Annotated in this window: 20 protein-coding genes and 2 pseudogenes; 16 read left to right on the forward strand and 6 right to left on the reverse strand. The window is 71.2% G+C overall.

Going from position 1 to position 26,006, the window contains the following annotated elements; translation table 11 throughout:
- Positions 1-114: 114 nt before the first annotated feature.
- The gene (locus ACFVYK_RS20005) at positions 115-1,011 is read right to left on the reverse strand and encodes an oxygenase MpaB family protein (protein WP_389775608.1); all 897 of its coding nucleotides are present in this window, start codon (positions 1,009-1,011) and stop codon (positions 115-117) included.
- A gap of 97 nt (positions 1,012-1,108) precedes the next feature.
- Between ACFVYK_RS20005 and ACFVYK_RS20010 the strand changes: the two genes are divergently transcribed.
- Both ACFVYK_RS20010 and ACFVYK_RS20015 read left to right on the forward strand, forming a co-directional pair.
- Positions 1,109-1,438, forward strand: coding sequence for a hypothetical protein (locus tag ACFVYK_RS20010; RefSeq protein WP_389775610.1), 330 nt, complete (start codon positions 1,109-1,111; stop codon positions 1,436-1,438).
- Between the two features lie 137 nt (positions 1,439-1,575).
- Entirely contained in the window at positions 1,576-2,562 is a 987-nt protein-coding gene (locus tag ACFVYK_RS20015; RefSeq protein WP_389775612.1) for a hypothetical protein, read from the forward strand.
- A 204-nt stretch (positions 2,563-2,766) separates the two neighbouring features.
- On the opposite strand, the gene ACFVYK_RS20020 is transcribed toward ACFVYK_RS20015, so the two are convergent.
- The gene (locus tag ACFVYK_RS20020; RefSeq protein ID WP_389775614.1) at positions 2,767-2,949 is read right to left on the reverse strand and encodes a hypothetical protein; all 183 of its coding nucleotides are present in this window, start codon (positions 2,947-2,949) and stop codon (positions 2,767-2,769) included.
- Between the two features lie 274 nt (positions 2,950-3,223).
- Between ACFVYK_RS20020 and ACFVYK_RS20025 the strand changes: the two are divergent.
- Together ACFVYK_RS20025 and ACFVYK_RS20030 are read left to right on the forward strand one after the other, a co-directional pair.
- Positions 3,224-4,110: pseudogene (locus ACFVYK_RS20025) on the forward strand (SNF2-related protein); the annotation flags it as partial.
- A 30-nt stretch (positions 4,111-4,140) separates the two neighbouring features.
- A complete protein-coding gene (locus tag ACFVYK_RS20030; protein ID WP_389775647.1) occupies positions 4,141-5,052 on the forward strand; it encodes an aminoglycoside phosphotransferase family protein in 912 nt (303 codons plus the stop codon).
- 69 nt (positions 5,053-5,121) lie between these two features.
- Here ACFVYK_RS20030 and ACFVYK_RS20035 read toward each other — a convergent pair whose 3' ends face one another.
- Together ACFVYK_RS20035 and xylA are read right to left on the reverse strand one after the other, a co-directional pair.
- Positions 5,122-5,577 (reverse strand): hypothetical protein, encoded by a 456-nt coding sequence (locus ACFVYK_RS20035; protein WP_389775617.1) that lies wholly within the window; start codon positions 5,575-5,577, stop codon positions 5,122-5,124.
- Positions 5,578-5,812: 235 nt separating this feature from the next.
- On the reverse strand, positions 5,813-6,979 hold the full coding sequence (xylA, locus tag ACFVYK_RS20040) for a xylose isomerase (protein WP_389775619.1): 1,167 nt from the start codon (positions 6,977-6,979) through the stop codon (positions 5,813-5,815).
- A gap of 138 nt (positions 6,980-7,117) precedes the next feature.
- On the opposite strand from xylA, the gene xylB reads away from it, so the two are divergent.
- The 4 genes from xylB to ACFVYK_RS20060 all read left to right on the forward strand — a co-directional run bounded on the left by xylB (position 7,118) and on the right by ACFVYK_RS20060 (position 13,261).
- Complete coding sequence (gene xylB, locus ACFVYK_RS20045; RefSeq protein ID WP_389775621.1) at positions 7,118-8,563, forward strand: xylulokinase; 1,446 nt, start codon at positions 7,118-7,120, stop codon at positions 8,561-8,563.
- A 38-nt stretch (positions 8,564-8,601) separates the two neighbouring features.
- Positions 8,602-9,810, forward strand: a complete 1,209-nt coding sequence (locus ACFVYK_RS20050; protein WP_389775623.1) for an ROK family protein — start codon at positions 8,602-8,604, stop codon at positions 9,808-9,810.
- A gap of 558 nt (positions 9,811-10,368) precedes the next feature.
- Positions 10,369-11,637 (forward strand): GAF domain-containing protein, encoded by a 1,269-nt coding sequence (locus ACFVYK_RS20055; RefSeq protein WP_389775650.1) that lies wholly within the window; start codon positions 10,369-10,371, stop codon positions 11,635-11,637.
- Between the two features lie 100 nt (positions 11,638-11,737).
- On the forward strand, positions 11,738-13,261 hold the full coding sequence (locus ACFVYK_RS20060) for an aldehyde dehydrogenase family protein (protein WP_389775626.1): 1,524 nt from the start codon (positions 11,738-11,740) through the stop codon (positions 13,259-13,261).
- Between the two features lie 264 nt (positions 13,262-13,525).
- Here the strand turns inward: ACFVYK_RS20060 and ACFVYK_RS20065 are convergent, their stop codons facing one another.
- On the reverse strand, positions 13,526-14,191 hold the full coding sequence (locus ACFVYK_RS20065; RefSeq protein ID WP_389775629.1) for a GntR family transcriptional regulator: 666 nt from the start codon (positions 14,189-14,191) through the stop codon (positions 13,526-13,528).
- Between the two features lie 109 nt (positions 14,192-14,300).
- On the opposite strand from ACFVYK_RS20065, the gene ACFVYK_RS20070 reads away from it, so the two are divergent.
- From ACFVYK_RS20070 to ACFVYK_RS20105, 8 genes and pseudogenes are all read left to right on the forward strand, one after another.
- Positions 14,301-14,732, forward strand: a complete 432-nt coding sequence (locus ACFVYK_RS20070; protein ID WP_389775631.1) for a VOC family protein — start codon at positions 14,301-14,303, stop codon at positions 14,730-14,732.
- Positions 14,733-14,790: 58 nt separating this feature from the next.
- Positions 14,791-15,465 carry an SDR family oxidoreductase gene (locus tag ACFVYK_RS20075; RefSeq protein ID WP_389775633.1) on the forward strand — a complete coding sequence of 225 codons (675 nt, stop codon included), beginning with the start codon at positions 14,791-14,793 and terminating at the stop codon, positions 15,463-15,465.
- Positions 15,466-15,509: 44 nt separating this feature from the next.
- Entirely contained in the window at positions 15,510-15,911 is a 402-nt protein-coding gene (locus tag ACFVYK_RS20080; RefSeq protein WP_389775635.1) for a RidA family protein, read from the forward strand.
- Between the two features lie 27 nt (positions 15,912-15,938).
- Positions 15,939-16,603: pseudogene (locus ACFVYK_RS20085) on the forward strand (NAD(P)H-binding protein); the annotation flags it as partial.
- A gap of 141 nt (positions 16,604-16,744) precedes the next feature.
- Positions 16,745-17,872 carry an NADH:flavin oxidoreductase/NADH oxidase gene (locus tag ACFVYK_RS20090; RefSeq protein WP_389775653.1) on the forward strand — a complete coding sequence of 376 codons (1,128 nt, stop codon included), beginning with the start codon at positions 16,745-16,747 and terminating at the stop codon, positions 17,870-17,872.
- A 91-nt stretch (positions 17,873-17,963) separates the two neighbouring features.
- Positions 17,964-18,707 (forward strand): SDR family oxidoreductase, encoded by a 744-nt coding sequence (locus tag ACFVYK_RS20095; protein ID WP_389775638.1) that lies wholly within the window; start codon positions 17,964-17,966, stop codon positions 18,705-18,707.
- 1,658 nt (positions 18,708-20,365) lie between these two features.
- Positions 20,366-22,318, forward strand: coding sequence for an alpha-L-fucosidase (locus tag ACFVYK_RS20100; protein WP_389775641.1), 1,953 nt, complete (start codon positions 20,366-20,368; stop codon positions 22,316-22,318).
- Positions 22,319-23,200: 882 nt separating this feature from the next.
- Complete coding sequence (locus tag ACFVYK_RS20105; protein WP_389775656.1) at positions 23,201-23,758, forward strand: polysaccharide deacetylase family protein; 558 nt, start codon at positions 23,201-23,203, stop codon at positions 23,756-23,758.
- 58 nt (positions 23,759-23,816) lie between these two features.
- Here ACFVYK_RS20105 and ACFVYK_RS20110 read toward each other — a convergent pair whose 3' ends face one another.
- Entirely contained in the window at positions 23,817-25,736 is a 1,920-nt protein-coding gene (locus ACFVYK_RS20110; protein WP_389775644.1) for an ABC transporter ATP-binding protein, read from the reverse strand.
- Positions 25,737-26,006: the final 270 nt, after the last annotated feature.

Genomic DNA, 26,006 nt, shown 5'->3' on the forward strand with positions numbered 1-26,006 from the left:
TGCGTAATTGTTGTATTTGTGTCAGGTGGTGTGGGTCCCGGCTTCGCCCCCGCCGCGCGGCCCGCATCCCGGGCAGGGGCCGTCCCGGGAGGCGGCCCGCGCGAGTGGCTCGACTCACTGGTCGGCCGATGCTCCCGGTCGACGCACGGGACAGCCTGCCGCCCCGAGCGTGGGGCGGGTGCCCAGCTCCTCCAGCCGGTAGCCGTTCGGGTAACCCTTGATCTCCCGGTTCTGTCGGGCGTAGTGGGGTGTGCGGCGGGGCGGCAGCAGCCGCACCGCACGCCCACGCGCGCGTACCGCTGAGCGCACCGCAGCGCGGGTGACCGGACCCGGGGCGGCGTACCGGAAGGCTTCCAGCAGCGACTCGTCGAGGAGGGCGAGCGTGGCCCGGCGCAGGACGGGAGCCAGCGGCCGCGGGTACCACGAGGCCATCAGGGCGAGCGTGGCGTCCGAGACGCGTCGCGCACCCTCGTCCCAGCCGAAGTGGGCCTCTTCGTAGGCGTCGAGACAGTCCTCGAACTCCTCGTAGGTCTCGGGGATGCCCTTGATGCCCATTCGCTGCCCCAGGGTGCGGTAGTACACGCTGCACGCGACGATCTCGTGACGCGACAGCCTGCGCCATCCATAGGCGTCGATCCATCGTTTGGGCGTCACGACGAACGTGCAGAGCACGTACCGCATGTCGTCGTTGCTGATGTCGTAGCTGCGGTGCATCCGGTTGATGCGGCGGACGGCCGTGCGCCCCTGCTCGCTGTCGAAGCCGTGCTCGACGACGGCGTCCAGCAGGAGCGAGGTGTCGTCGTACCGCTTCTGGGCGCGGTCCGTGAGTTCCGCGGTCTGCGCCAGCAGACGCCCGATGGAGGGCACCGCGTAGGTGCGGTACAGGGCCAGTTCGAGGGCGCGGGTGACATCCCAGGGGAATTCGTACGTCGCCGTGAGCCGGTAGATCTCGCACGCATCCTCGTGCGGGTCCAGCCGCAGGATCTGTTCGAGCCGTTCGAAGCGCTTCACCGCTTCGTCCCCCTTCTGCCGCCGAACGGCCAACTCTAAGTTGAAGAGCAGGAGAGGAACGTCCAGTCGCAGTCATCACCCGGGGAAGGCGGTCGGCATGTTCGACAGGATCCGCACGGTTTACGGAAAAGTCGTCGACACGAAGCGCACGCCGTCGCGTCCGGACGGCTCGGCAGGCTCCGGCGGCTCGCCGGACCCCGGCAGGAGGCGCCCGCCCAATCTCTTCGAGGCGGCCGCCGCCTACGTCTCGGCCTGCACCGCACACGACCAGGACCGGATCGACGAGGCGGCGGGCTGGGTGTCGCCGGAAGCGCTCTCCTTCGGGGTCAACGAACTGGCCTGTCGCGCTGTGCTCGCACTCGCGCGGGAGCGCGACGAGTCACCGCATGCCGTGGCCCGCGCGCTCCTCGGACTGCCGACGACATGACGCCTCCGGCGGTCGGAGGTGGTCGATTCGCCCCGTCCGCCGGAAAGCTGCAGCTCCGGGGAGTCGGCCGGCCGTGACAAGCGCCTTCCCACCGCACTAGGGTGCGCGCCGTTGGACGAACCGATGGGGAGGCTGGGATGGCCGGGACGGATGAGGACGCCGTCGCCGCCGCGGACGACGCGCTCTATGTGCTCACGGCGGTGCTGTTGACGCCGGCGAAGTTCCCGAGTGCGCTGGGCGACGACTATCCGGAGGCCTGTGCGGCGCTCGGCCTCCCGCCGCTCGCCGACGGCTACGGCCTGGTGCTGGGCCAGGACGGCGAGGGCGCGCGCTGGACCGTCGTCATCGACGACGTGTCGCTGGTGGCCGTCGCCATCGCGTCGTGGGACTGCGGCATGGAGTACGACCTGTCGCCCGATGAGCGGACGGTGGTCGCCGCCCTGCCCGGCTGGCCGCTGGCGGTCGCCGTCGCGGCTCCGGGCGTGCCCGCCCCGCACGATCCCGCACCCGAGGTGACGGACGGCCCGGCGCTGTGCCCGCCCGACACGAGCACCTGGGGTCCGGCCCAGCGGCGGCTGGGCGCCGACGAGATCGCGCTGCAGTGGGCGCTGTGGCGGGAGCAGATCGACGACACCGAGTTCACCACGCCCCGGGAGAGCAGCACCGAAACGCACGCGATCGCCGCCGTCGCGGGCCCTGCGGATCAGGTCGGTCAGGTGGATCGGGACGAAGACCGCGAGGGCGGCCGCTCCGGTGCGACAGCCGGGCCCGGCGAGGGCGCGGCTTCCGTAGAGGCCGTGGGAACCGGAACCGTTGCGGGCGGGGAGAGTCCGGCGGCGGCGGACGCGCCGCGGGGCCACCACGGCGTCCGGCGCGTGCTGGCCGAAGTACGCGCCTATGTGGACAGCCCGCCCCCGCTCGGCCGCGTGCGTTCCTCCTTCGCTCCCGGCGATGCCCGCACGCTGCGCGCCGACGGGCCCGGCTGGTCGCTGGTGGCCAGGACCGACGACATCGCGTTCGTCCTCCTCGACGACAAGCCCGGCGAGGTGCTCCCCGTCGGCCGCGGACCGGAACTGCCGGGGCTTCTGGAGGCGCTCGACAAGATGGCCGTACGACCTCTGTGAGGCCGGCAGTCCCTCCCTCGTCGATCTCTGCCGCCTCGCCGGACAGCCCGGCCCCGAACACCAGGGCTGCGGCCTCTGGGACGCCTGGCGGACCGGCGTGGCCGCGGGGGCCGGCGAAGGCCCTGCGAGCTCGCGCCGACCGGTATGGCCCCAGAGGGCTGTACCGGTGGCCCGGCCCGAACCGCCCGTGCCCGTGGCCGTGCCTCAGCGGCCGATCTCCTTGCGCGTGACGCGGCGCAGTCTGCGCCGTTGTGACGGGTCCAGCGTGAGGTAGGCGGCCGTCGGGACCCCCACCACGATCAACAGGGCCGCCCACCAGGGCAGCCAGATCAACAAGAGAAGCCCGACCGCTACACCCCCTGCGGCGATCTTCGCGCTCTTCGACATGTGCGTCGCCTCCTCCGCGGCCAGTGCCGCTCTCTGCCATGAAAACGGGTTCGCGCCTCCCGCGGTTCCGAACCCGACCCTGAGACCTCCCTGAGGTACACCCCCGAGACAGCCCTGAGAACCCCCTCGCCGCAAGTCCCCGCCCGAGGCGGTCCAGGAGGGGTGCACGTCCTCAGTGACGCGTGACGAGTGACGAGGCACGGGTGATGGGTGACGGTGACGTGCTGTACGCCCCGACGGCGAGCAGGCCCCTCCTGTCGTCCGGTCGGCTTCTGTGCGGCAGTTGCCTCTGGTGGGGCCGCACGGCACCGGTGTGGGGCTGACGCATGTGCCGGCCGTGCCGCTGTCGGTGCGGGACGCCCTCCCCCGCGCGCGGGTCGAGCCGGAAGCCCACCGGTCCGCCGGCTTCTGGAGTGCGGCCGTCCTCCTGGCCCTGCGGTGCCTGGCCCGTGGCCTGCTGCTGCCCCTGTCCCCGGAGGACCACGACGCCCGGCGGATGGGACCGCTGGGCGCGGAGGACGTCGAGCAGGTGCGCAGACTGGCCGCGTCGATGCCGCCGGAGGCCCACGCCGTGCCGGTGGACGAGAGCACGCCGCTGCGGCTTCCCCACCCCGAGCGGCTGCTGCGCGCCCTACTGGACGCGGTCGCGGACACCCTGCCGCGTACGCCTGCCGCGGAGCTCCTGACCGGGGGCCCCGCCTACGCGGCCCAGCAGCCGCAGCTCGTGCCCGAGCTGCACGCCTGGGCGGCCGACGTGTCCGCGGGTCACGAGGCCGCCGGACGGCCGCTGGTACGGCTGCGCGACCAGTTGGTCCTCGTCGACCCGCGGGACTTGCGGAGGGCCCGTGCCCGAGAGGACCGCAGGATGACGCCCGTGGACGCCCTGAGCGCTGCTCTGGCGGGTTCGACGGCGGTGGAGGGCCGGGCCCCAGGGTCGATGTGCGGCCGACCGGGTGGCTGGCGGCCCTGCGGGAGCGTCAGTGGCGGGGCCCGAGGCGCACGAGCCGGTGGAGCAGCCCGCCGCGCTCCACGTCACCTTGCGGCTACCAGCGGCGGGGCCTGACCTGGCTGGCCCGGACCACCGCCCTGGGGCTGGGCTGCTGCCTGGCGGACGACATGGGACTCGGCAAGACCGTCACGCTGATCGCGCTCCACCTGCACGCTCCGCCTGCCCCAGTACTGTGGCTGCGCATGACCAACTCCGAGATCGAGATCACCGCAGAACTGGTCCACGACTTGCTGCAGGAGCAGCACCCGGACCTTGCAGGGCTGCCCATCCGCGAGGTGGCGGGCGGCTGGGGCAACCAGATGTGGCGCCTTGGTGACGAGTTGGCCGTGCGCATGCCGCGCATGGAAGGTGCCACGGATCTCCTGCGCAAGGAATGCCGGTGGCTGCCTGTCCTGGCTCCGCGTCTTCCGCTCCCGGTTCCGACGCCTGTGCGGATCGGCGAACCGTCCGCGCGCTTTCCGAGGCCATGGAGCGTTATGACGTGGGTTCGCGGCGAGCCACTGGACCACACCTCGATCAGTCGCGGCGACGACGCGGCCGACACTCTGGCGGGCTTCCTCAGGGCGCTCCATGTGGAGGCGCCGGCCGATGCGCCGGCCAGTTCGGACCGCGGCGGTCACCCCAAGGAGTGCACGGGCGGCTTCGAGAAGTTCTTGCAAGCCATTGCCCCCGGCGGCTTTTCCGCCGACGTCCGGGCCGTCTGGGACGTCTGGGACGATGCCGTCGCGGCGCCCGCGTGGGAGGGTCCGCCGGTATGGCTGCACGGTGACCTCCATCCGGCGAATGTCGTCGTCTCGGACGGGACGCTCTCGGGCGTGATTGATTTCGATGCCATGTTCGCCGGCGATCCGGCGTGGGACATAGCGGCCGCGTGGGTGCTGCTTCCCGCGGGCGCGGGCTCACGGTTCTTCGAGGTGTACGCGCATGCGGACGAGGCGACGATCCGGCGTGCCCGAGGGTTGGCTGCCATGAAGGGCCTCTTCCTCATCCTTATGGGCCAGAACGGGGAGCAGGGCCTTCCTGGCGGCAAGCCGACATGGGGACCCGCAGGCAGGGAAGCGCTCGATCGTGTTCTGAGAGGCAATTCGATGTAGACCCGGAGCGTTATGGCGAGTAGCGCTCCCCCGGCCGGCTCCGCCGTCGCGGCACGGCCACCCGCCGAGCTAGCGCAGCAGCGACTCCAGCCCGCTCGGCAGCTCGGTCGGCAGCGTGCTCGGCAATCCGGACGGGAATCCGGATGGCAGCTCGGTCGGCAGGGTGCTCGGCGCCTGCGTGGGCAGGCCGCTCGGGAGCTGTGAAGGCAGCTCGCCGGGCAGGTCGCTGGGCAGCACCTCCGGAAGGCTGGCGGAGGGCTTCGCAGACGTCGTGGCGCTGTCCTCGGGGTTCGGGTCGTCGTCCGACGACCCGCGGTGCGAGGCCATCAGCACGACGGCGAGCACCGCCCCGGCCGCGACGAGCAGGACGAGCGCCACGAAGAGCGGGTTCCTGCGCCGGCGGGGGCCGCCGGGCCCTCCGGCGCCGACGGCGGGGTGAGGGGCGGTGGGCGGTCCGAGGCCGCCGGGCGGCGGGACGTCACCCGGCGGTCCGGGCGGCTGGGGCGGTACGGGCGGTAGGGCCATGCCGCCCAGCGTGGCGGTGCGGCCGTTCGGGGCGCGACCCCCGTGCGCGAGTTGATACCGGTTCAGGTCACGGAGGACATGATTCCGGCGTATTGCGCTCGGCCGCCGCCCCTAGGCCGGCCCGCGGCGGCACGCGCGTGTGCGGTCGCTCTGCCCCACACGCGCGCGGGTGGTTCCCGGGCGCAGATCCTCGCGGGCCGGGCGGAGGTGCCGCACACACGCGCGTGCGGGTGGTTCAGCCCCGAGCGCCGAGGAGGTGGTCCATGGCGAGCTGGTCGAGCTGCTCGAAGGCCATGCCTCGGGCGGCGGCCGCCTCGGGGTCGAAGTCCTCGAAGGCGGTGCGGTCGGCGAGCAGACTCTGCAGCCCGTCGGCGGCGGTGGCCTGGGCCAGCTCGTCGAGCCGCGAGGCGCGCAGGGCCTCCTGGACCTCCGGGTCGCCGCGGAAGGCGGCCGCGCGCTCCTTGAGGATCAGGTAGTTGCGCATGCAGCCCTCGGCCGACGCCCAGACGCCGTCGAGGTCCTCGGTGCGCGGCGGCTTGAAGTCGAAGTGCCTCGGGCCCGCGTAGCCGGCGCTTTCCAGCAGGTCGACCAGCCAGAACGCGGCACGCAGGTCGCCGGCGCCGAAGCGCAGGTCCTGGTCGTACTTGATGCCGGACTGGCCGTTGAGGTCGATGTGGAACAGCTTGCCCGCCCACAGCGCCTGGGCGATCCCGTGCGGGAAGTTGAGCCCGGCCATCTGCTCGTGGCCGACCTCGGGGTTGACGCCGTACAGCTCCGGGCGCTCCAGGCGCTCGATGAAGGCCAGGGCGTGGCCGACGGTGGGCAGGAGGATGTCGCCACGGGGCTCGTTCGGCTTGGGCTCGATGGCGAACTTGAGGTCGTAGCCCTGGGTGGTCACGTACTCGCCGAGGAGGTCGAAGGCCTCCTTCATGCGGTCGAGCGCCACGCGCACGTCCTTGGCGGCGCCGGACTCCGCGCCCTCACGACCGCCCCAGGCGACGTAGATCTTCGCGCCGAGCTCGGCCGCCAGGTCGATGTTGCGGATCGTCTTGCGCAGCGCGTAACGGCGCACGTCACGGTCGTTGGCGGTGAACGCGCCGTCCTTGAAGACGGGGTGCGTGAACAGGTTGGTGGTGGCCATCGGCACGGTCATGCCGGTGGTGTCCAGAGCCTGGCGGAACCGCTTGACGTGCTCCTCGCGCTCGCTGTCGGAGGACCCGAAGGGGATCAGGTCGTCGTCATGGAAGGTCACGCCGTAGGCGCCCAGCTCGGCCAGGCGCGTCACCGTCTCGACCGGGTCGAGGGCGCGCCGCGTGGCGTCGCCGAACGGGTCCCTTCCCTGCCAGCCGACGGTCCACAGGCCGAAGGTGAACCTGTCGTCGGGGGTGGGCTGGTAGCTCATGCCGCGGCTCCTTGCTTGAAAACTGTCGTGCTGGCGGTGGCGAACTATTTCGTCATGGCAGTTTACAAATTAGTATGCGGACGCATCTCTGGGAAGACAGATCCCGCAGAGCCGCGAAAAAAGTTGAGGGAGAGCCCGATGTCAGCAGCCGAGGGTCCGCTCGTCGTCGGCGTGGACACGTCCACCCAGTCCACCAAGGCGCTGGTCGTCGACGCGGCCACCGGCGAGGTCGTCGCGAGCGGCCAGGCGCCGCACACGGTGTCGTCCGGGGCCGGCCGCGAGAGCGACCCGCGCCAGTGGTGGGACGCCCTGCGCGAGGCGCTGCACCAGTGCGGCGACGCGGCCCGCGAGGCGGCCGCGGTCTCCATCGGCGGACAGCAGCACGGTCTCGTGACGCTGGACGGGCGCGGGGAGCCGGTGCGTCCGGCGCTGCTGTGGAACGACGTGCGCTCGGCGCCGCAGGCCCGTCGGCTGACCGAGGAGCTGGGCGGCGCGAAGTTCTGGGCGGAGCGCACCGGATCCGTGCCCGCGGCCTCCTTCACGGTCACCAAGTGGGCGTGGCTGGCGGAGCACGAGCCGCAGACCCTGCGCGCGACCGAGGCCGTGCGCCTCCCTCACGACTACCTCACCGAACGTCTGACAGGTGAGGGCACCACGGACCGCGGCGACGCGTCCGGCACCGGTTGGTGGGCTTCGGGCGCCGAGGCGTACGACGAGGAGATCCTCGCCCACGTGGGACTCGATCCGGCGCTGCTGCCTCGCGTGGTGCGGCCCGGGGAGGTGGCGGGCACGGTCCGCGACAGCCACGACCTGCCGTTCGCCAAGGGGACCCTGGTCGCCCCCGGCACCGGAGACAACGCGGCGGCGGCCCTGGGCCTCGGGCTGCGCCCCGGCGCCCCCGTGCTGAGCCTGGGCACCTCGGGCACGGTGTACGCGGTGGCGAAGCGCCGCCCGACGGACCCCACCGGCACCGTGGCCGGCTTCGCCGACGCCCACGGCGACTGGCTGCCCCTGGCCTGCACGCTGAACTGCACGCTCGCCGTCGACCGTGTCGCCGCCCTGCTCGGCCTGGACCGCGAGGCCGTGGAGCCCACCGCGCACCTCACGCTCCTGCCCTACCTGGACGGAGAGCGCACCCCCAACCTGCCGAACGCCTCCGGCCTGCTCCACGGGCTGCGCCACGACACGACCGCCGGCCAGCTCCTCCAGGCCGCCTACGACGGCGCCGTCCACTCGCTGCTCGGCGCGCTCGACCTGGTCCTGGACGAGGACGCGGACCGCTCGGCCCCCCTGCTGCTGATCGGCGGCGGCGCCCGGGGCGCCGCCTGGCAGCAGACCGTGCGCCGGCTGTCCGGGCGGCCGGTCCAGGTGCCCGAGGCCAAGGAACTCGTCGCGCTCGGGGCCGCGGCGCAGGCGGCCGGCCTGCTGACCGGCGAGGACCCGGCCTCCGTCGCCCGCCGGTGGAACACCGCGCGCGGGCCGGTCCTGGACGCCGTCGAGCGGGACGAGGCGACGCTGGCCAGGATCGCCGGGGTACTCTCCGACGCGGCCCCGCTGCTCGAACGGAGCACGGACGCCCGCTGAACATCGACGTATCGACGTTTCGACGAATCGACGGAGGCATGACCGCACCGCCGCACGAGGCCCGGCCGACCGGCCAGGGGCGCGCGCTGCCCGACACCCAGCAGGGCATGCGCCGCCGCAACCTGGCGAGGGTGATGCACGCCGTCAGCGCCGAGGGGCCGCTCTCCCGCGCGGGGGTCGCCTCACGCATCGGTCTGACCCGGGCGGCGGTCTCGACGCTCGTCGACGAGCTCATACGCACCGGCCTGCTGGAGGAGCTGGGTCCCGAGCGGCCCGGCCGGGTGGGGCGACCGGGATCGGCGCTGGCGGTCAGCGGGCACGGTCCCGCGGGCATCGGCGCCGAGGTGGGCGTCGACCACCTGGCGGTCTGCGCCGTCGACCTGCGCGGCGAGGTGCGGGCCCGCGCGGAGCGGCACGGCGCGAACCGGGGCCGCTCTCCCGGTCCGGTGGTCGGGGAACTGACCGGGCTGGTGCGTCAGGTCGTCGCCGACGCCGAGCGCGAGGGGCTGTGGCCGGCCGGGCTCGCCGTGGCCGTCCCCGGCCTCGTCGCACGCGACGCCCGCACGGTCGTCCGCGCGCCGAACCTCGACTGGCAGGACGTCGACCTCGGCGCGCTGCTTCCCGGCGAATACCCGCTGACGGTCGACAACGAGGCCAACTTCGGCGGGCTGGCCGAACTCTGGCTCGGCGCGGACGCCCCGCGCAACTTCCTGCACGTGTCGGCCGAGATCGGCATCGGCGCCGCGCTGGTCGTGGACGGCAGCCTGCTGCGCGGCACCCGTGGTTTCGCGGGTGAGCTGGGCCACGTGCCGGTGCATCCCGACGGGCCGGAGTGCGGCTGCGGCGGACGCGGGTGCCTGGAGCAGTACGCCGGTGAGGAGGCGGTGCTCCGGGCGGCCGGCCTGGCGCCGGGCGAGGACCGTGTCGGTCTCCTCGCGGGACGGGCCGCGGCGGGCGATCCGCGGGTGCGACGGGCGCTGCAAGAAGCGGGAACGGCCCTAGGGATCGCCCTCACCGGGGCGCTCAATCTGCTGGATCCGGAGGGAGTCGTGCTCGGCGGCGCCCTGGCCGGCCTCGCGCCGTGGCTTCTGCCGTCGCTGGAGGCCGAACTCTCCCGACGCACGGCGGGCCCCGCCTGCCCCGTCTCCGTCTCCCGGCTGGGCCCCGAGGGCCCCCTCCTCGGGGCCGCGCACTCGGTGGTGCGGGCCGTGCTGGACGATCCGGCGGCGGTGGCCGGGCGCGTGTGAGCCCGCGCGACGACGGGCCGGGCCGAGGGACGGTCGCGACAGCGGCGTCCGCGGCGGCGGCGGTGGGGTGCGGGTTGGCGGGATGTGCAGCCGGGTACGGTCACGACTTGCCCCGCGCCGCCGCCGTGGAGACGCGCGCGCCGCGCCCTTCCTTTACGGCTCTGCCAGCGGCACCGCGTCGGCGCTCTGGGCCGGCGGTCTGCGCAGACGAGCGGCGTCCGCGGCGGATCGGCGTTCGGGGCAGATCCATGTCTGCGGCAGGGCGGTGTCTGCAGCAGGGAGGTGCGCGGCAGGGCGGTGTTCGCAGCCGACGGGATGCTAGGCCGAGCCGAACGACCGGAACTGTTCGTTCGGGTGAGCGAGTTGTCCACATGCGCGGGCTCGTCCACGGATCTCGGCGGGCTCCTGGGGCAGGGCGGCCGGCACCGTAGCGTGATCGGACGGCGGCGTTTCGGCTGAGCGTCGTCCAAACGGTTGTCGCCCCGCGTACCCGGCGTGACGATGTCCCCAGCCGTACCCGCGCCCCGCCCCAGCCGTACCGCCTTCCGGGAGGACCAGTTGACCGATCCCTGGGTGGCCCTGGAGCCCGGGGCCGACCCCGCCGAACGCGTACGGCTCCTGCGTCGGGCGCACGAGACGTTCACCGAGGCCGGCACCGTGCCGCGGCCGGTGCGTGCCGTCGTGGCCGACTCCTGGCGACGTTCCGCGCGGGCCGGCGTCGGCCCGGACGGCGTCGCGAGCGTCGAGTTGGACGACGGCGAGCTCGGCGCCTACCGCTGTGAGCATCCGTTGGCGGGGGTGATGCCGCTGTTCCGCGAGTTGATGGGCACGTTCGCCGCCGACGGCGAGCACCTGCTGGCGGTGTGCGACGCGGGCGGCAGGCTGCTGTGGGTCGAAGGGCACGCGGCGACCCGGCGACAGGCGGGGCGGATGAACTTCGTCCCCGGCGCGCGGTGGGCGGAGAGCGCGGTGGGCACCAACGCGCCGGGCACGGCGGTCGCCCTGGACCGGCCGGTGCAGGTGTTCGCGGCCGAGCACTTCATCCGGCGGGTGCAGCCGTGGACGTGCGCGGCCGCCCCGGTGCACGATCCGCGGACCGGGCGCGTCCTGGGCGCGGTGGACATCACCGGCGGTGACGGGCTGGCGCACCCCCACAGCCTGGGGTTCGTGCAGGCCGTGGCCCGGGCCGCGGAGGCGCACCTGGCACTGCTCGCTCCGGCGCCGCCGGCCGCCGAGACGCCGCGGCTGAGCGTGCTGGGCCGGGACGAGGCCCGACTGGTCACCGGGGGCCGGGGTATCCGGCTGAGCCGTCGGCACAGCGAGATCCTGGTGCTGCTCGCCCGACGTCCCGAGGGTCTGACGGGTGAGGAACTGCTGTGCGCGCTGTACGAGGACGAGTCGGTGACACCGGTGACGCTGCGGGCCGAACTGGCCCGGCTGCGCGGAGTGCTGGGCCCGGGGCTGCTGGCGTCTCGGCCCTACCGGCTCACCGTCGCGTTCGAGTCGGACCTGGACGTCGTCGAACGACGCCTCGCGGCCGGCGCCGTGACGGCGGCGCTGACGGTGTACACCGGGCCGCCGCTGCCCGCTTCCCGGGCGCCGGCGGTGGCGCGGCTCAGACGACGGCTCACCGACGGTCTGCGCGCCGCGCTGATCGCCTGCGGCGATCCCGACCTGCTGGCGGACTGGGCACACACGCCGTGGGGCGAGGACGACCTCGACGTGTGGCGGGCGCTCGCGGCGGCCCGTCCGTCCGCCGCGACCCGGGCCCGCCTCGCGTCGCTGGACTCGGAGCTCACGGCACAGGGCGACCGGCCCCGGCCGTGAGTCCGGCCGGCGCCGCAACGTAACCGCAACGTCCGCTTCCCTACCGTCGCGCGCAGAGCTGTCCGACGGCGGGCAGCGCTGCTGAAGGAGGCAGAGCAGGATGACCCGTTACGCGGCGCCCGGAAGCGAAGGCGCGATCGTCTCCTACCAGGCGCGCTACGACCACTACATCGGCGGCGAGTACGTGCCCCCGGCGCGCGGCCGGTACTTCGAGAACCCGTCGCCGGTGAACGGGGAGACGTTCACGGAGGTGGCGCGCGGCACGGCGGAGGACGTGGAGCGGGCCCTGGACGCGGCGCACGCGGCCGCGCCGGGCTGGGGCCGCACCTCGGCCACCGAGCGTTCCGACGTCCTGCTGAAGATCGCCGACCGGATGGAGGCGCACCTGGAGCCGCTGGCGGTGGCGGAGAGCTGGGAGAACGGCAAGCCCGTGCGCGAGACGCTGGCGGCGGACATCCCGCTGGCCATCGACCACTTCCGCTATTTCGCCGGCGCGGTCCGCGCCCAGGAGGGTTCCCTCAGCGAGGTCGACGACGACACGGTGGCGTACCACTTCCACGAGCCGCTCGGCGTCGTCGCGCAGATCATTCCGTGGAACTTCCCGATCCTGATGGCCACATGGAAGATCGCGCCGGCTCTTGCCGCGGGCAACACCGTGGTGATCAAGCCCGCCGAGCAGACGCCGGTCTCGCTGCACTACTGGATGAGCCTGGTCGCCGACCTGCTGCCGCCGGGCGTGGTGAACATCGTCAACGGCTTCGGCCCGGAGGCGGGCAAGCCGCTCGCGTCCAGCCCGCGGGTGGCGAAGGTCGCCTTCACCGGCGAGACGTCCACGGGCCGGCTCATCATGCAGTACGCCGCCGAGAACCTGAAGCCGGTCACGCTGGAGCTCGGCGGCAAGTCGCCGAACATCTTCTTCGACGACGTCTGGGACAAGGACGACGACCTGCGCGACAAGGCCCTGGAGGGCTTCACCATGTTCGCGCTCAACCAGGGCGAGGTGTGCACCTGCCCGTCGCGCGGCCTGATCCAGCGGGGCAACTACGGCGACTTCCTTCAGGCGGCCGTGGCCCGCACCGAACTCATCAAGCCGGGCCACCCGCTCGACACGGAGACGATGATCGGCGCGCAGGCGTCGGGAGAACAGCTCGCGAAGATCCTCTCGTACATCGACATCGGCCGACAGGAAGGCGCCAAGGTTCTCACCGGCGGCCAACGGGCCGAGTACGACGGCGAGTTGAAGGGCGGTTACTACGTCCAGCCGACGATCTTCGAAGGCGACAACCGTATGCGGGTCTTCCAGGAGGAAATCTTCGGCCCGGTGGTGTCGGTGGCCTCCTTCGACGACTTCGACGACGCAGTCAAGATCGCCAACGACACGTCGTACGGATTGGGCGCCGGCGTGTGGACCCGCGACATCAACACCGCGTACCGCGCCGGCCGGGCGATCCAGGCGGGCCGGGTGTGGACGAACTGCTATCACGCCTACCCGGCCCACGCGGCGTTCGGAGGCTACAAGCAGTCCGGGATCGGACGGGAGACGCACAAGATGATGCTGGAGCACTACCAGCAGACGAAGAATCTGCTGGTGTCGTACTCGCCCAAGAAGCTGGGCTTCTTCTAGACGCATGCGAAAGGGCGCCTGAACTGGGTTTTCACCCGTCAGGCGCCCTTCATTGAGCCCGCTCTCGACCGAGCCCGGCCTGCGTGCTGACTCCCCGTTCCTCCCACGACCGCAATCCTCCTGACCAGTGCTTCCGGACCAGTCACGGACCGAACCCCCGGTTCAGCCCTCGGGTACGTCACCTTGACTGACTGGTGATCCGTCCCCCGGGGGGCGACCATGTGACGCCGTCACCCATCGCCCTGTCGGGCGCCTGGCCGTTGTTCAGCTGGGGCCGTTTCCGGTGACCACGTCGACGGCGTGACGGCGATGGGCGGCGAAGAGTTCGAGGGCCCTGTCGGTGTCCCGGACGCGCAGGGCCGTGACGAGCTCACGGTGTTCTCGCGGGATGCGGTCGAGGTAGCCCTCGGCGTTGCGGCCGATCCGGGTCAGCAGGAAGAGGTGGACCTGGCACCGTATCCCTTCCCAGGCGTCGACGAGGCGCTGATGGCGGGCGGAGGCGAAGACGGCGTCATGGAAGGCGATGTCGAGGCGGACCATCTCGTGCTCGTCGTCGGCTCGCTCCATCGAAGCGGCGACCTTGTCGAGGGAGGCGAGGTCCTCGTCGGAGGCCAGTTCGATCACACGCCGCACGGCCAGATCCTCCAGCGCACCGCGGAGGCTGGTGAGCTCGGCGACGTCCTCGGGCGACAGTGTCGTCACCGTGGTGCCCCGGTGCCACGCACAGTGGACCAGGCCCTCACGTTCCAGTACCCGCAGCGCCTCGCGCACCGGCCCGCGGCTGACCTGAAGTACGCCGGACAGCTCCACCTCGCGCAACTGCGCCCCGGGTGCGTAGGTGCCGGTGAAGATGGCCTCCCGGATCCCGTCCGCAACCTCGTCGGCCAAGCCCCGGCGTCGCGCCGGGGGCACTTTGCCCTGCTCACTCATCACTTCCCCCTCTCGATGTTCTAATGTTAACATTCAATCCGTTGTCGCAATGTCAACATGAAGACAGTGGCCCGTCATGCCCGGGCCGCGGCACAGGAAGGGCAGTGCAATGACCGTTCTCGACTCCCCGATCCCGCGGTTCCACCTGGCCGTGCCGGTGGACGACCTGGCCGCCGCGCGCCGCTTCTACGGGGAGGTGCTGGGCCTTGAGGAGGGTCGCAGCGCGGACACCTGGGTGGACTGGAACCTGCACGGCCACCAGTTCGTCACCCACCTCGCACCCGAGCGTGCGCAGCGCATGCACAACCCGGTCGACGGCCACGACGTCCCCGTGCCGCACTTCGGCCTGATCCTGACGATCGAGAGGTTCCACGAGCTCGCCGAGCGACTGGGCGCGGCTGGCACGGAATTCGTCATCGAGCCCTATGTGCGCTTCGCGGGCCAGAAGGGCGAGCAGTGGACCATGTTCCTCCTCGACCCGGCCGGCAACGCCCTGGAGTTCAAGGCGTTCGCCGACGACTCCCAGGTCTTCGCCGTCTGACACCGGCGTTCTGCCCCTCGTACGACCTCCGCACGTTGCAAGAGATGAGGAGAAGATCATGAAGGTATTCCAGATCGGCGCCGCCGGAGGTGTCGGCCGCCGGCTCGCGGAACTGCTCACCGCCCGGGGAGATGAGGTGAGCGGTATGCACCGCTCCCCGGAGCAGGCCGACACCGTCCGGGCCTCCGGCGCCACCCCGGTCACCGGTGACCTGATCGAGGACTCCGCGGAGGAACTCGCGGCCAAGTTCGCCGGGCATGACGCGGTGGTGTTCTCGGCCGGCGCCCACGGCACCGGCATGGACAAGACGACGCTGATCGACGGCCGCGGCCTGGAGAAGGCCGCCGACGCCGCGGTGCGTGCCGGCGTCCGACGGTTCGTGCTGGTCTCGGTGTTCCCCGACGCCCTGCGCGACCAAGCGCCCGCCGAGGGCTTCGAGCACTACATGAAGGTCAAGAAGACCGCCGACGTGTATCTCACCAGCACCGGGCTCGACTGGCTGATCGTCCGGCCCGGCACGCTGCTGGACGAGCCGGGCACCGGACGGGTCGCCGCCGGATGGGCCGTCGAGTACGGCGACGTGCCCCGTGACGACGTGGCCGCGTTCATCGACGCCGCCCTGCACGAACCGGCCCTGAGCCGCGTCATCGTCGAACTCACCTCGGGTGACGCCTCCGTCACCGACGCCGTCGCCCAGCTGGCGGCCTCTGCGACCCCCCGGCGCGCCTCCTGAGCCCCGGCGCCCCCATTGATCCCCACGGCAAGAGGTGAAACACCATGACCACGATCGATTCCTACAGCCATAACGTCTCCGGCGAGGAGGAGTTCGGCTTTGCCCAGGCGATCAGGGTCGGCGAGACGATCCACGTCTCCGGGCAGCTGTCGCACGACGAGAAGGGCAACTTCCTCCACCCGGACGACTTCGACGCCCAGCTGAAGCAGTCCTACGCCAACTTCGAGAAGGTTCTGGCCCACTTCGGCGTCACCCGGAACCAGGTCGTCTCGGAGACCCAGTACATCGTGGATCTGCCCCGGTACAACAACGCGATGGCGGCCGCCAACCTGGCCTACTTCGGCGACCACCGCCCGACCAGCAGCACGGTCGGCGTCGCCTCGCTGTTCTTCCCCGGCCAGCTCATCGAGATCAGCTTCGTCATCGACACCCGCCTGCCCGCCTGACCACAGGCACGGCGAGACGGAAGACAGATGCGAGTCGTCATCGCCGGCGGGCACGGAAGGATCGCCCTGATCCTGGAAAAGCTCCTGTCGGAGCGTGGCCACTGCGTGGCAGGTTTCATCCGCGACCCCACCCAAGCCGTCGACCTCGCGGAGGCCCAGCGCCGAGGCCCTGGCCCTGATCCGGGTCCGGGTCCTGGTCCTGGTCCAGACCACGGCCAAGGACGTGGTGAAGCACCTGAGGGGTGCGGACGCCGTGGTGTTCGCGGCGGGAGCCGGACCGGGGAGCGGAGCGGCCCGCATGGAGAGCGTCGACCGCGACGCGGCGGTCCTCCTCGCGGACGCCGCCGAGGCTGCCGGTGTCGGACGCTACCTGCTCGTCTCCGCCATGGGCGATCACCTATGAGCCGACCCGTCGACCTTCGATGAGGAGTTCGGCATCTACATGCGGGCGGCCAAGGCCGCCGCTGAGGATGCGATCCGTGCCCGGACCGCGCTGCGGACCACGATCATCCGCCCCGGACTCCTCAGCAACGAGCCGGGCACCGGCCGGGGGACCTCGCCGGAGGACCGGCACCGGCCCCATCCCTCGTGCAGACGTCGCCGCGGTCCTGCTCGCGCTGCTCGACGAACCCCGTCTCGACGGCCGGACCTTCGAGGTCATCGGGGGCGGCACCCCGGTCGCGGACGCCGTCGCGGCTCGCCTCCCACTGACGCCACGCCGGTCTCCTGGGCGGGGCCGCCGTCGACGGCGGCGGCCCCGCCCGGACGACCAAACACCAAGCACCAAGCACCAAGCACCAAGCACCAAGCACCAAGCAGAGAGGACAGCACTCATGAGTGCCCTGTTCACCCCCCTGAAGCTGCGATCGCTGGAGATACCCAACCGGGTCTGGATGTCCCCGATGTGCATGTACTCCGCTGCCCCCGACGGGCCGGAGACCGGCGCGCCGACGGACTTCCACCTCACCCACCTGGCCAGCCGCGCCGCCGGCGGCGCCGGCCTGGTGATGGCCGAGGCCACCGGCGTACGCCCGGACGGCCGTATCAGCCCCTGGGACCTGGGGCTGTGGAACGACCGCCAGCAGGAAGCGTTCGCCCGCATCACCGCGGCGATCCGCTCCCACGGCGCAGTCCCGGCCATCCAGCTCGCGCACGCCGGCCGCAAGGCGTCCGTCGGCAAGCCCTGGCTCAGTGACCGGTCCCTGACCGAGTCCGAGGGCGGCTGGCAGCCCGTGTCCCCCAGCGCGGAGCCGTACCCGGGCCTGTCCGTCCCGCACGAGCTCACCGAGGAGGAGATCCAGCAGCTGGTGCGCGACTTCGCCGACTCGGCCCGGCGTGCCCTTGCCGCAGGCTTCCAAGTGGTCGAGGTGCACGGAGCCCACGGCTATCTGATCAACTCCTTCCTGTCCCCGGTCTCCAATCACCGCACCGACGCCTATGGCGGCAGCTTCGAGAACCGCCTGCGCTTCCCCCTGCAGGTCGTCGACGCCGTCCGCGAGGTGTGGCCCGAGGAGCTGCCGGTCTTCTTCCGCACCTCGGCCACCGACTGGCTGACCGAGAACCCCGAGGACCCCCGGGAGGGCTGGACCGGGGAGGACACCGTCCGCCTCGCCGAGGAACTCCAGGCACACGGGGTGGACCTGCTGGATGTGTCCACCGGTGGCATGGTCCCCGACGCGAAGATCCCCGCCGGGCTCAACTACCAGGTGCCCTTCGCCGCCCAGGCCCGCGACGAGTCGGGCATCCCCACCGCCGCGGTGGGTCTCATCATCGAACCCGAGCAGGCCGAAGAGGTCGTTGCCTCAGGCGAGGCGGACGCGGTGATGCTGGGCCGCCAACTGCTGCGCAAGCCCTACTGGGCCCACCACGCCGCCACCGAACTCGGTGACGAGGCGCGCTGGCCGGAGCAGTACGGCTACGCCGTCGTCCGCCGCGCCAAGAACAAGAACAAGAAGATCTGACCCCGGCGCACCGCCTGCCCGCCGCTCGCCACCCGGCCCGCAGGGCCCAGAACACGGCGCGCGTCGACACCCACCCCAAAGGGAGCATCCCGTGAGTAACCTCCAGGGCAAGACCGTTGTCATCACCGGCGCCTCCTCCGGCATCGGTGCCGCGACCGGGAAGGCGCTCGCCGCCCGCGGCGCAAACGTCGTCCTCGCCGCCCGCGATCAGGACGGCCTCGACCGTCTGGCGGCCGACATCCGCCAGACGGGCGGCACCGCGGTAGCCAAGGCCACCGACGTCACCGACCGCGAACAGGTCCAGGCGCTCGCCGACTTCGCAGTCGCCACCTACGGAACCATCGACGTCCTGTTCAACAACGCGGGCCTGATGCTGTTCTCCTTCTGGAAGGACCGCGCGCTGGACGACTGGAACCGGATGCTCGACGTGAACATCCGCGGCTACCTCAACGCCATCCACGCCGTCCTGCCGGTCATGCTCGAACGCAACTCCGGCCACATCCTCAACATGGCCTCCGTGGCCGGCCACCAGATCGGCGACGGCGCCGGCGTCTACAGCGCCACCAAGTTCTTCGTCCAGGCCATCACCGAGAGCATGCGCAAGGAACTCGGCGTCCGCGAAGGCATCAAGGCCAGCTCCATCAGCCCCGGCGTCATCGACACCGGCTGGGCCGACAAGGTCAACGACCCCACGGGCAAGCAGGCCGCCCAGGAACTCAACCAGGTCGCCATCAGCCCTCAAAGCGTCGCCGACGCCATCGTCTACGCCCTCGACCAGCCCGCCAACGTCACCATCAACGACCTGGTCATCTCCCCGACCCGGCAGAACTGGTAACCGCCGCCCCGCTCCCCTCATTTTCTCCGCGCCGGCCTGCGCACCCGCGTCCCGCCCGCCGGGCCGCCGGCCCGCCATCACCAGCAGCAACCTTGGCGGAGGCTTACGGGACCGTGCACGAAAGGCCGCGGCCCGTTTGTTGCGCGCCACGCGGGATGAGGACGACGGGAACTGGTCCCCATGACCAACGCCCGCAACTGCTCCCTACACTCCCACGATGAACGACTTACGGTGCACCCCCGTGCGGTGCGGTGGGGCTAGAGCCGGGCTTCGTCGAGGACTCCGGACAAGGAGCTCGCGGGTTCGCGCGGTGGATCGCGGGCTCCCTTCAGCGAGGCCCGCTCGGCGGTGCCGAGTTGAGGGGCCGACCGCACTGGCAGATCGATGCCTACCGTCGCCCCACCTGCGCACACCTGGAACTGTTCGCTCGTGCAGGGGCGGCGCGGGGAAGGCTCTGGCGTCCATCAGAGGTGACCCGGTGCGGGAAGTACGCCCCGACGCCGAGGACGTCGACCAGGAGCTCCGACAGCTCGTACACCGTCGGTCTCCTTGACCCGCGCACAGTCCGCAGCGCAGGAAATCCCTGACTTTCCGTCATGCTGGCGCGCGCCGAAGCATGGCGGCCTCGGCCGTCTCCTCAGCGGGGACGCGTCATCACGGTGCCAGGGGTCTGCCGCTGCGCCCGTACGGGCGGCCACCGCGTCGTCACGGACGGGCGGCGCGTAGCGGCGGTTCCGGTGCCGCCCGCGCCCGACCATCCAGAGGTGCCTCGGTAAGCACCCCAAGCCTCCTATTCACCCGATGTGTCGAGCTCTCCCACATCCTGCACCCCGTGGCTTGATCCTGCGGTTCGAGTCCTCCATCAGCCGTGATCGCGAATTTCCGTCGATCCCCTAGACAGACTCCGCGCTGAAGCCCGTTAATAGATCCGATGTCACTCCGGCGAGCCACACCGTTCAGGTGGGTTCTTTGCAGCTCGCCGTCCGAGAGTGACTGGTCACTCCATTCAGCCCAGTTGCCGAGCCGCAGCACGGTGTGCTGTCCCGGGGAAGTCAGGAGATCGCATTGTCAGAGCCGATCAGCCGCAGAAGGGGCGCTCGCCGGCACAACGGTCCGCCGAGGGCGGGCTTCGCCCCCCGTCTGCGCCCTCTCCGTGGTGGGTCGCTGATGCGCGGCGCGCCGCGCTGCTCGTGCCGGCCGCCTTCCTGAGTGCTCTCCCCACGCGTCACCGGATCGCGCGCGCAGGCCGCTCCGTGACCGTGACCGTGACCGACGCATCCCGGTTCCTCCGACACCGCCGACCAAACCTGGCCATGCAGCTTCCGGCCCGCCCTGGAGCGGTACCGCGTCCCGCGACGCGCCCCTCTTGAAGGCGGCGTCGGCACGACGGACCCAGGGGCACCCGGCAGCACCGACCTGCGCGTTCACCACTCGACGCCAAGCCGATTGAGCCACCCCACGACAGCCGGTCGCCAACCGTCGGGCGGTCGCTTTCCGCTTCGCATCCGCCTGGCCTGCAGGTTTCAGCGGACCACCACCGTTGCACAGCCACTTCGTCATCCGTCCATGCCCCGGTGCCCAGGCCGTCGAATGCCACCTGGGCCGTCGTCACCGACCAGCGGGATGCACCCAATGCCAGCTATCCACAGGAGTGGGCCATGTCCTCACGAAGAATGACTCGCCGTACGTTTCTCGGCGCCGCGGGTGTGGCGAGCGCCGCGACCGCCCTGCCGATCGTCCCCGGCGTCTCCGGCTTTCTGTCGCAGGCGGCCGCCGCGGAGACACAGACCAACCTGAGCAGGATGGTCGACATGCGGTTCGGCATGTTCAACCACTTCAGCATGGGCACGTTCACGAACCAGGAGTGGGCCCAACCCCATCAGAGCCCCACCCTTTTCGCTCCCCCGAGCGTCAACTGCGCGCAGTGGGCCGACGCGGCGGCCGCCGCGAAGATGAGTTACGGCATCCTGACCACCAAGCACCATGACGGCTTCGCCCTGTGGCCGAGCGCCCACGGCACCCAGAACGTCGCGAACAGCTCCTACAAACACGACGTGGTTCGGGCATACTGCGATGCGTTCCGGGCGAAGGGGCTGAAGGTCGGGTTCTACTACTCGATCTGGGACCGCACCTTCGGCGTGGAGGCGTGGGAGAGCCGGCACAACGTGACCGGGCTCGAGATCACCGATGCCGTCCAGCCCGCCGACATGACCTTCATCCTCGGTCAGATCACCGAGTTGCTCACCGACTACGGCACCATCGACATGTTCATGACTGACGGTTACGCATGGCAGATGGGACAGCAGGCCGTCTCCTACCAGAGGATCCGCTCGCTGGTGAAGCAACTGCAGCCGGACTGCGTCATGATCGACATCGGTGGGCTGTCGGAGCCCTTCCTCAGCGACGCGATCTTCTTCGAGGAGCCGCTCGGGGTCACGGCGCCGGCGGGCAACACCTACGCCGGAATGCAGGGGCAGACCATCAGCAACGGCTGGTTCTGGCACCCCTCCACCCCGACCGAGAGCCTCATGAGCAAGGCCGCGATCCTGTCGCACCTGGCCGACCTGGAGCCGAAGTACACCTCGTTCATCCTCAACTGCCCGCCCAACCGCAACGGCCTGCTGGACACCAACATCGTCAACCGGCTCGCCGAAGTCGGTGCCGCCTGGAGCCCGAACACCTCCAGGCCACCGCTGCCCACCCAGCCGCTGCGCGCCGAGCACCCCGTGACCCCGGTCAACGCGTACGCGACCGCCTTCCGCACCGGCGAGGGACCGCTCAACGCCATCGACGGACTGAGCGACGTCCGCTACGAGACCTGCTGGTCGACCTGGGGACTCTCCTCGCCCCTGCCCAACGCCCTCACGATCGACCTGGGTGGTGTGTGGAGCAGTGTCTCCACCCTGGAGTACCTGCCCAAACAGTGGAACCGCAACGGCTCCACCGACGGCGACATCACCTCGTACAGCATCCACACCAGCACCGACGGCACGAACTTCACCCAGGTCGCCACCGGCACTTGGGCCGGGAATCCCAAGACCAAGGTGGTCGAGTGGCCCGCCCGGAACGTGGGCTTCGTGCGGATCCAGGCGAACGCGGCCACTGGCGGCTACGCCAACGTCGGCGGCATCCGGATCGGGGGCCGAACGGCCAAACCCGCCCTCGTCTCCAGGGTCCTGCCAGGCGACGGCACCGTGTACCGGCTGGTCAACCGCAACAGCGGCAAGGTCGCCGACGTCAGCGGGAACGGAACCGCCAACGGCACCGACATCCTCCAGTGGCCCTGGCTGAACCGGAACAACCAGAAGTGGACCTTCGCCTCCACCGGCGACGGCTACTACGAGATCAAGGGCGTCAGCAGCGCCAAGCTCATGGAAGTGGCCGGACTCTCCCGCGACGACGGCGGCCCTGTGGCCATCTACGCCGACTCCGACGTGCCCCAGCAGCACTGGGCCGTCACGCCCACCGCTGACGGGTACTACTTCCTCATCAACCGCTACAGCGGGCTCTGCCTCGGCGTGGACGAGGGCAGCACCGCCGACGGAGCCACCATCGAGCAGCAGCCGTACACGTCACAAACGCGGCAGCAATGGCAGATCGTTCCGTCCTGACCTGAAAGACCGCGGAACCCCGCGAACCACGGATCGGCGACCCACCGGACTCTGCCCAGGCCCCGAGTCGTGCGGGTGCCTGACCCAGCTCTCCTGCCGTGGCCCCGGCACCCGTGCGCCGGGGTCACGGCAGCGAGTGCCGCTCAAGGGCGTGAACATCGTCAGCGACAGCAGCACCGATCCCTCCTGCCCCTGGGCCACGAGTTACCCGGACGTGCCCGGCGCCGACGCGATGACGGCCGCGATGAAGAAGCACATGGAGGGACGTCTCGCGGGCTTCCTCGGCGAGGACACCGGCGGCCCGCCGAGCTGTGGTGGCGCGGACGGGCCGGGGGGGCCCGAGCTGAACGTCAGCTTCTCGTTCCTTGTGGCCTCCGGCGACGTGCTGGGCGTCCGGCTGGCGACGGTGGACCGTACGTCGAACGCGGACGGCCTGGACACCAGGGCGTACTGGTACGACGGTGCCGCCAAGAAATACCGGCCGTCCCCCGGCCTCATCGCCGACAGCTCCCGGGACGCCTTCGTCGCGGCCCTGAAGAAGTGCCTGGAGAAGCGGGAGGGGGGCACCCGACACCGTCGAGGCGGCGCTCGGCGACCGGGAAGGCCGCGACGCCTACCTGGACGACATGGCCTTCACCGCCGACGGCGATCTGAAGGTGGACTTCGACCGGGGCACGGTCGGCCTCCCCCCCTCCGGCCGGCCGCATCTCCGTCACCCTCCCCGGAGCGACGGTCACCCCGTGGCTGTCCGGCTTCGGCAGCCGCGCACAGAAGCAGACCACCGACCCGGACGACAAGCTCGACCTCGGTGCCGTACAGACACCCGCCCCGTCCGTCTCCGCGCAGCCGGACCCGGGCGAGGACAGCGCGGACTGCTCCGGAATCAAGTGCATCGCCCTGACCGCCGACGACGGGCCCGCCGCCCCCGAGACGGGAACGCTGCTCAAGTACCTCGCCCAGTACAAGGCGCGGGCCACCTTCTTCGTGGTCGGCCAGAACGTCGCCGCCCACCCGGACATCGTGCGCGCCGAGATGAAGTCCGGCCACGAGGTCGCCAACCACTCCTGGAACCACCCGGTACTCACCAGCCTCACCCCCGCCCAGATCCGCTCCCAGTTGGAGCGCACCAGCGCGGCGATCAAGGCCGCCACGGGCAAGGAACCGACGCTCTTCCGCCCGCCGTACGGCGCGATCGACGGCCACGTCCGGGCGGCCACCAGCCTCTCCCCCGTCCTGTGGGACAGGGACACACTCGACTGGAAGACCCACGACCCGGCCGAGGTCGCCCAGACCGTCATCTCCCAGGCCGAACCCGACGACGTCGTCCTGATCCACGACCTCCACGCCACCTCGGTCGCCGCCGTCCCCGAGATCCTGCGCACCCTCAGCGCCCGCGGCTACCACTTCGTGACGGTCAGCCACTTGCACGCAACCCTCTGAGCGGCCCGTGCCCCAGACCGACCACGGGCCGCGCGAGCGGAGGTTCACGGCCGGTCGGTCACGTGGATCCCGTGCTCGTGCCGGCGGGCGACGACGTGCGGTGGTCCCCGGCGGGTGACGGGCCGGGCGGGCCGGGTAGTCCGCTGGTCCCGGCTGCCGGGACCGGAGCTGCCGGGGGTGGCTCGGCGCTCTCGCCGAGGAACCCTCCCGACTGGTGCTGCCACAGCTTGGCGTAGGCGCCGTTCGCCGCGAGCAACTCCTCGTGGGCGCCCTGTTCGACGACGCTGCCGCGGTCGAGGACGACGAGACGGTCCATGCCGGCGACCGTGCTCAGGCGGTGGGCGACCACGAGGGCCGTGCGTCCCTCCATCAGCCGCCACAGGGCGTCCTGGACGAGGATTTCGCTCTCCGAGTCCAGCGCGCTGGTCGCCTCGTCGAGCAGCAGGATCGGCGCGTCGCGCAGGATGGCCCTGGCCAGGGCGACGCGCTGGCGCTGGCCGCCCGAGAGCTTCACTCCCCGCTCCCCCACCAGGGTGGCGAAACCCTCGGGGAGTTGATCGGCGAACTCCGTGACGTGCGCGGCGGCGGCCGCGACGCGGATCTCCTCGTCGGTGGCGCCGGGACGGGCGAAGGCGATGTTGTCCCGCAGACTGCGGTGGAACATGGCGGGTTCCTGCGGGACATAGGCGATCAGTGAGCGCAGGTCGGTCTGGCGCAGCCGACTGATGTCCTGACCACCGATCAGGATGCGTCCGTCGTCGATGTCCGACATCCGCAGCAGGAGTCGGGTGAGTGTGGTCTTGCCGCCGCCCGACCTGCCGACCAGACCGATGCGCGCCCCGGCGGGCACGTTGAGGTCGAGCTTCTGGAAGATCGGCTTCGCGCCCGCGTGGGCGAAGGTCACCGCCTCGAAGCGGATACCGGTGTCCCTCGGTGCGAGGGGTTCGGGTTCCGGCGGGTCGAGCACGGTGGGCGGATCCAACAACAGCTCGGTGAACTGTGCGGCCTCGGTCATCGAGCTTTCCAGTCGCCGGTAGATCTGGTTGAACTCGAACATGATCTGGGTCGCGTTGGAGTAGTAGGTGAAGGCGACGACGACCTCCTCCACTCCCTGGCCGGGGCCGCCGAGGGCGACGGCGAGCAACAGGCCCAGCACGTTGGTCAGGACGGACAGAGGGGCGATCAGGGTGTCGACGCGCAGATTGCCGTAGTCCCAGGACCTCAGTGTCAGGAGCCGGGAGTCCGCGACACGGCTGCGGTGTTCGTCGGCCTCCCGCCGCTCGGCCGCGAACGCGCGGATGGTCTCCATGTTCATGAGACTGTCGGCGACGTGCCCGGAGACCCGGGCGATCGCCGCCTCACGGTCGTTGACGAGTCTCTGCCGGCGACGGATCAGAGGCGTCGCAGCCGTGACGGTCAGCCCGATCATCGCCAGAAGGCCGACGACGAGCATCGGCTCGTAGCTCCACAGCACTACGGCGCCGAACAACAGGGGCACGAGACTGCCCACGATCCGGTACGTCACGGTGTCGACGAAGTCCTCGAAGCGCTTGCCGAAGCTCAGCACCCGTTTGGTCAGCGATCCGGCGAAGTTGTCGTGGAAGAACGCCGCGTCCTTGGCCAGGAGTTCGTCCATACCGCTCACGTACAAGTGTTCCATGCCGAGGGCGTCCACGCGGTTCAGACAATGCTGTCCGACCCGCCATACGGCTTCGGCGAGCAGCAGCGTCACGCCGAAGCCCAGCACGTACGGCAGTGCCGAGCCCAGGCTGAGACCGCTGGCGTCGGCGGCCTGCCCCGCCAGCTTGGCGATCAGCAGCGGGGCGACGTAGCGGATGCCGATGTTGCCCACGGCCGGTAGCAGCAAGGCGGGCAGGGCCAGCCGGCGCAGTCGCAGCAGTTCTCGGCAGTAGAGGCGCAGTGCCAGGACGACCGCGCTGCGGCCCGGCGTCGGCCCTTGCCTATCTGTTGTCCCCATCACACTCCCGGAGAGTCGGAAGGGGGAAGTGTCCCGTCGAAGAAGGCCCTCAGTCCAGGCATTTACGGCGGACCGGCGAGAACCGGACATCGGGTGCAGCTGTTCCAGAGGGGCGGGAGTTCTCCGGGGAGTTTCACGGGGGACGAGCTCGTGGCGGCGGGACTCGACGAAGGCGGACAACGCGGCCGCCGCGAGGCCGGCGACCCCCATCATCCAGCCGCGCGTCAGGCCGGCGCCGGCTAAACGTCTGCGGCCCCGGTCGGCGAGGAC

The organism is Streptomyces sp. NPDC058291, assembly GCF_042880855.1.
GTDB lineage: Bacteria > Actinomycetota > Actinomycetes > Streptomycetales > Streptomycetaceae > Streptomyces.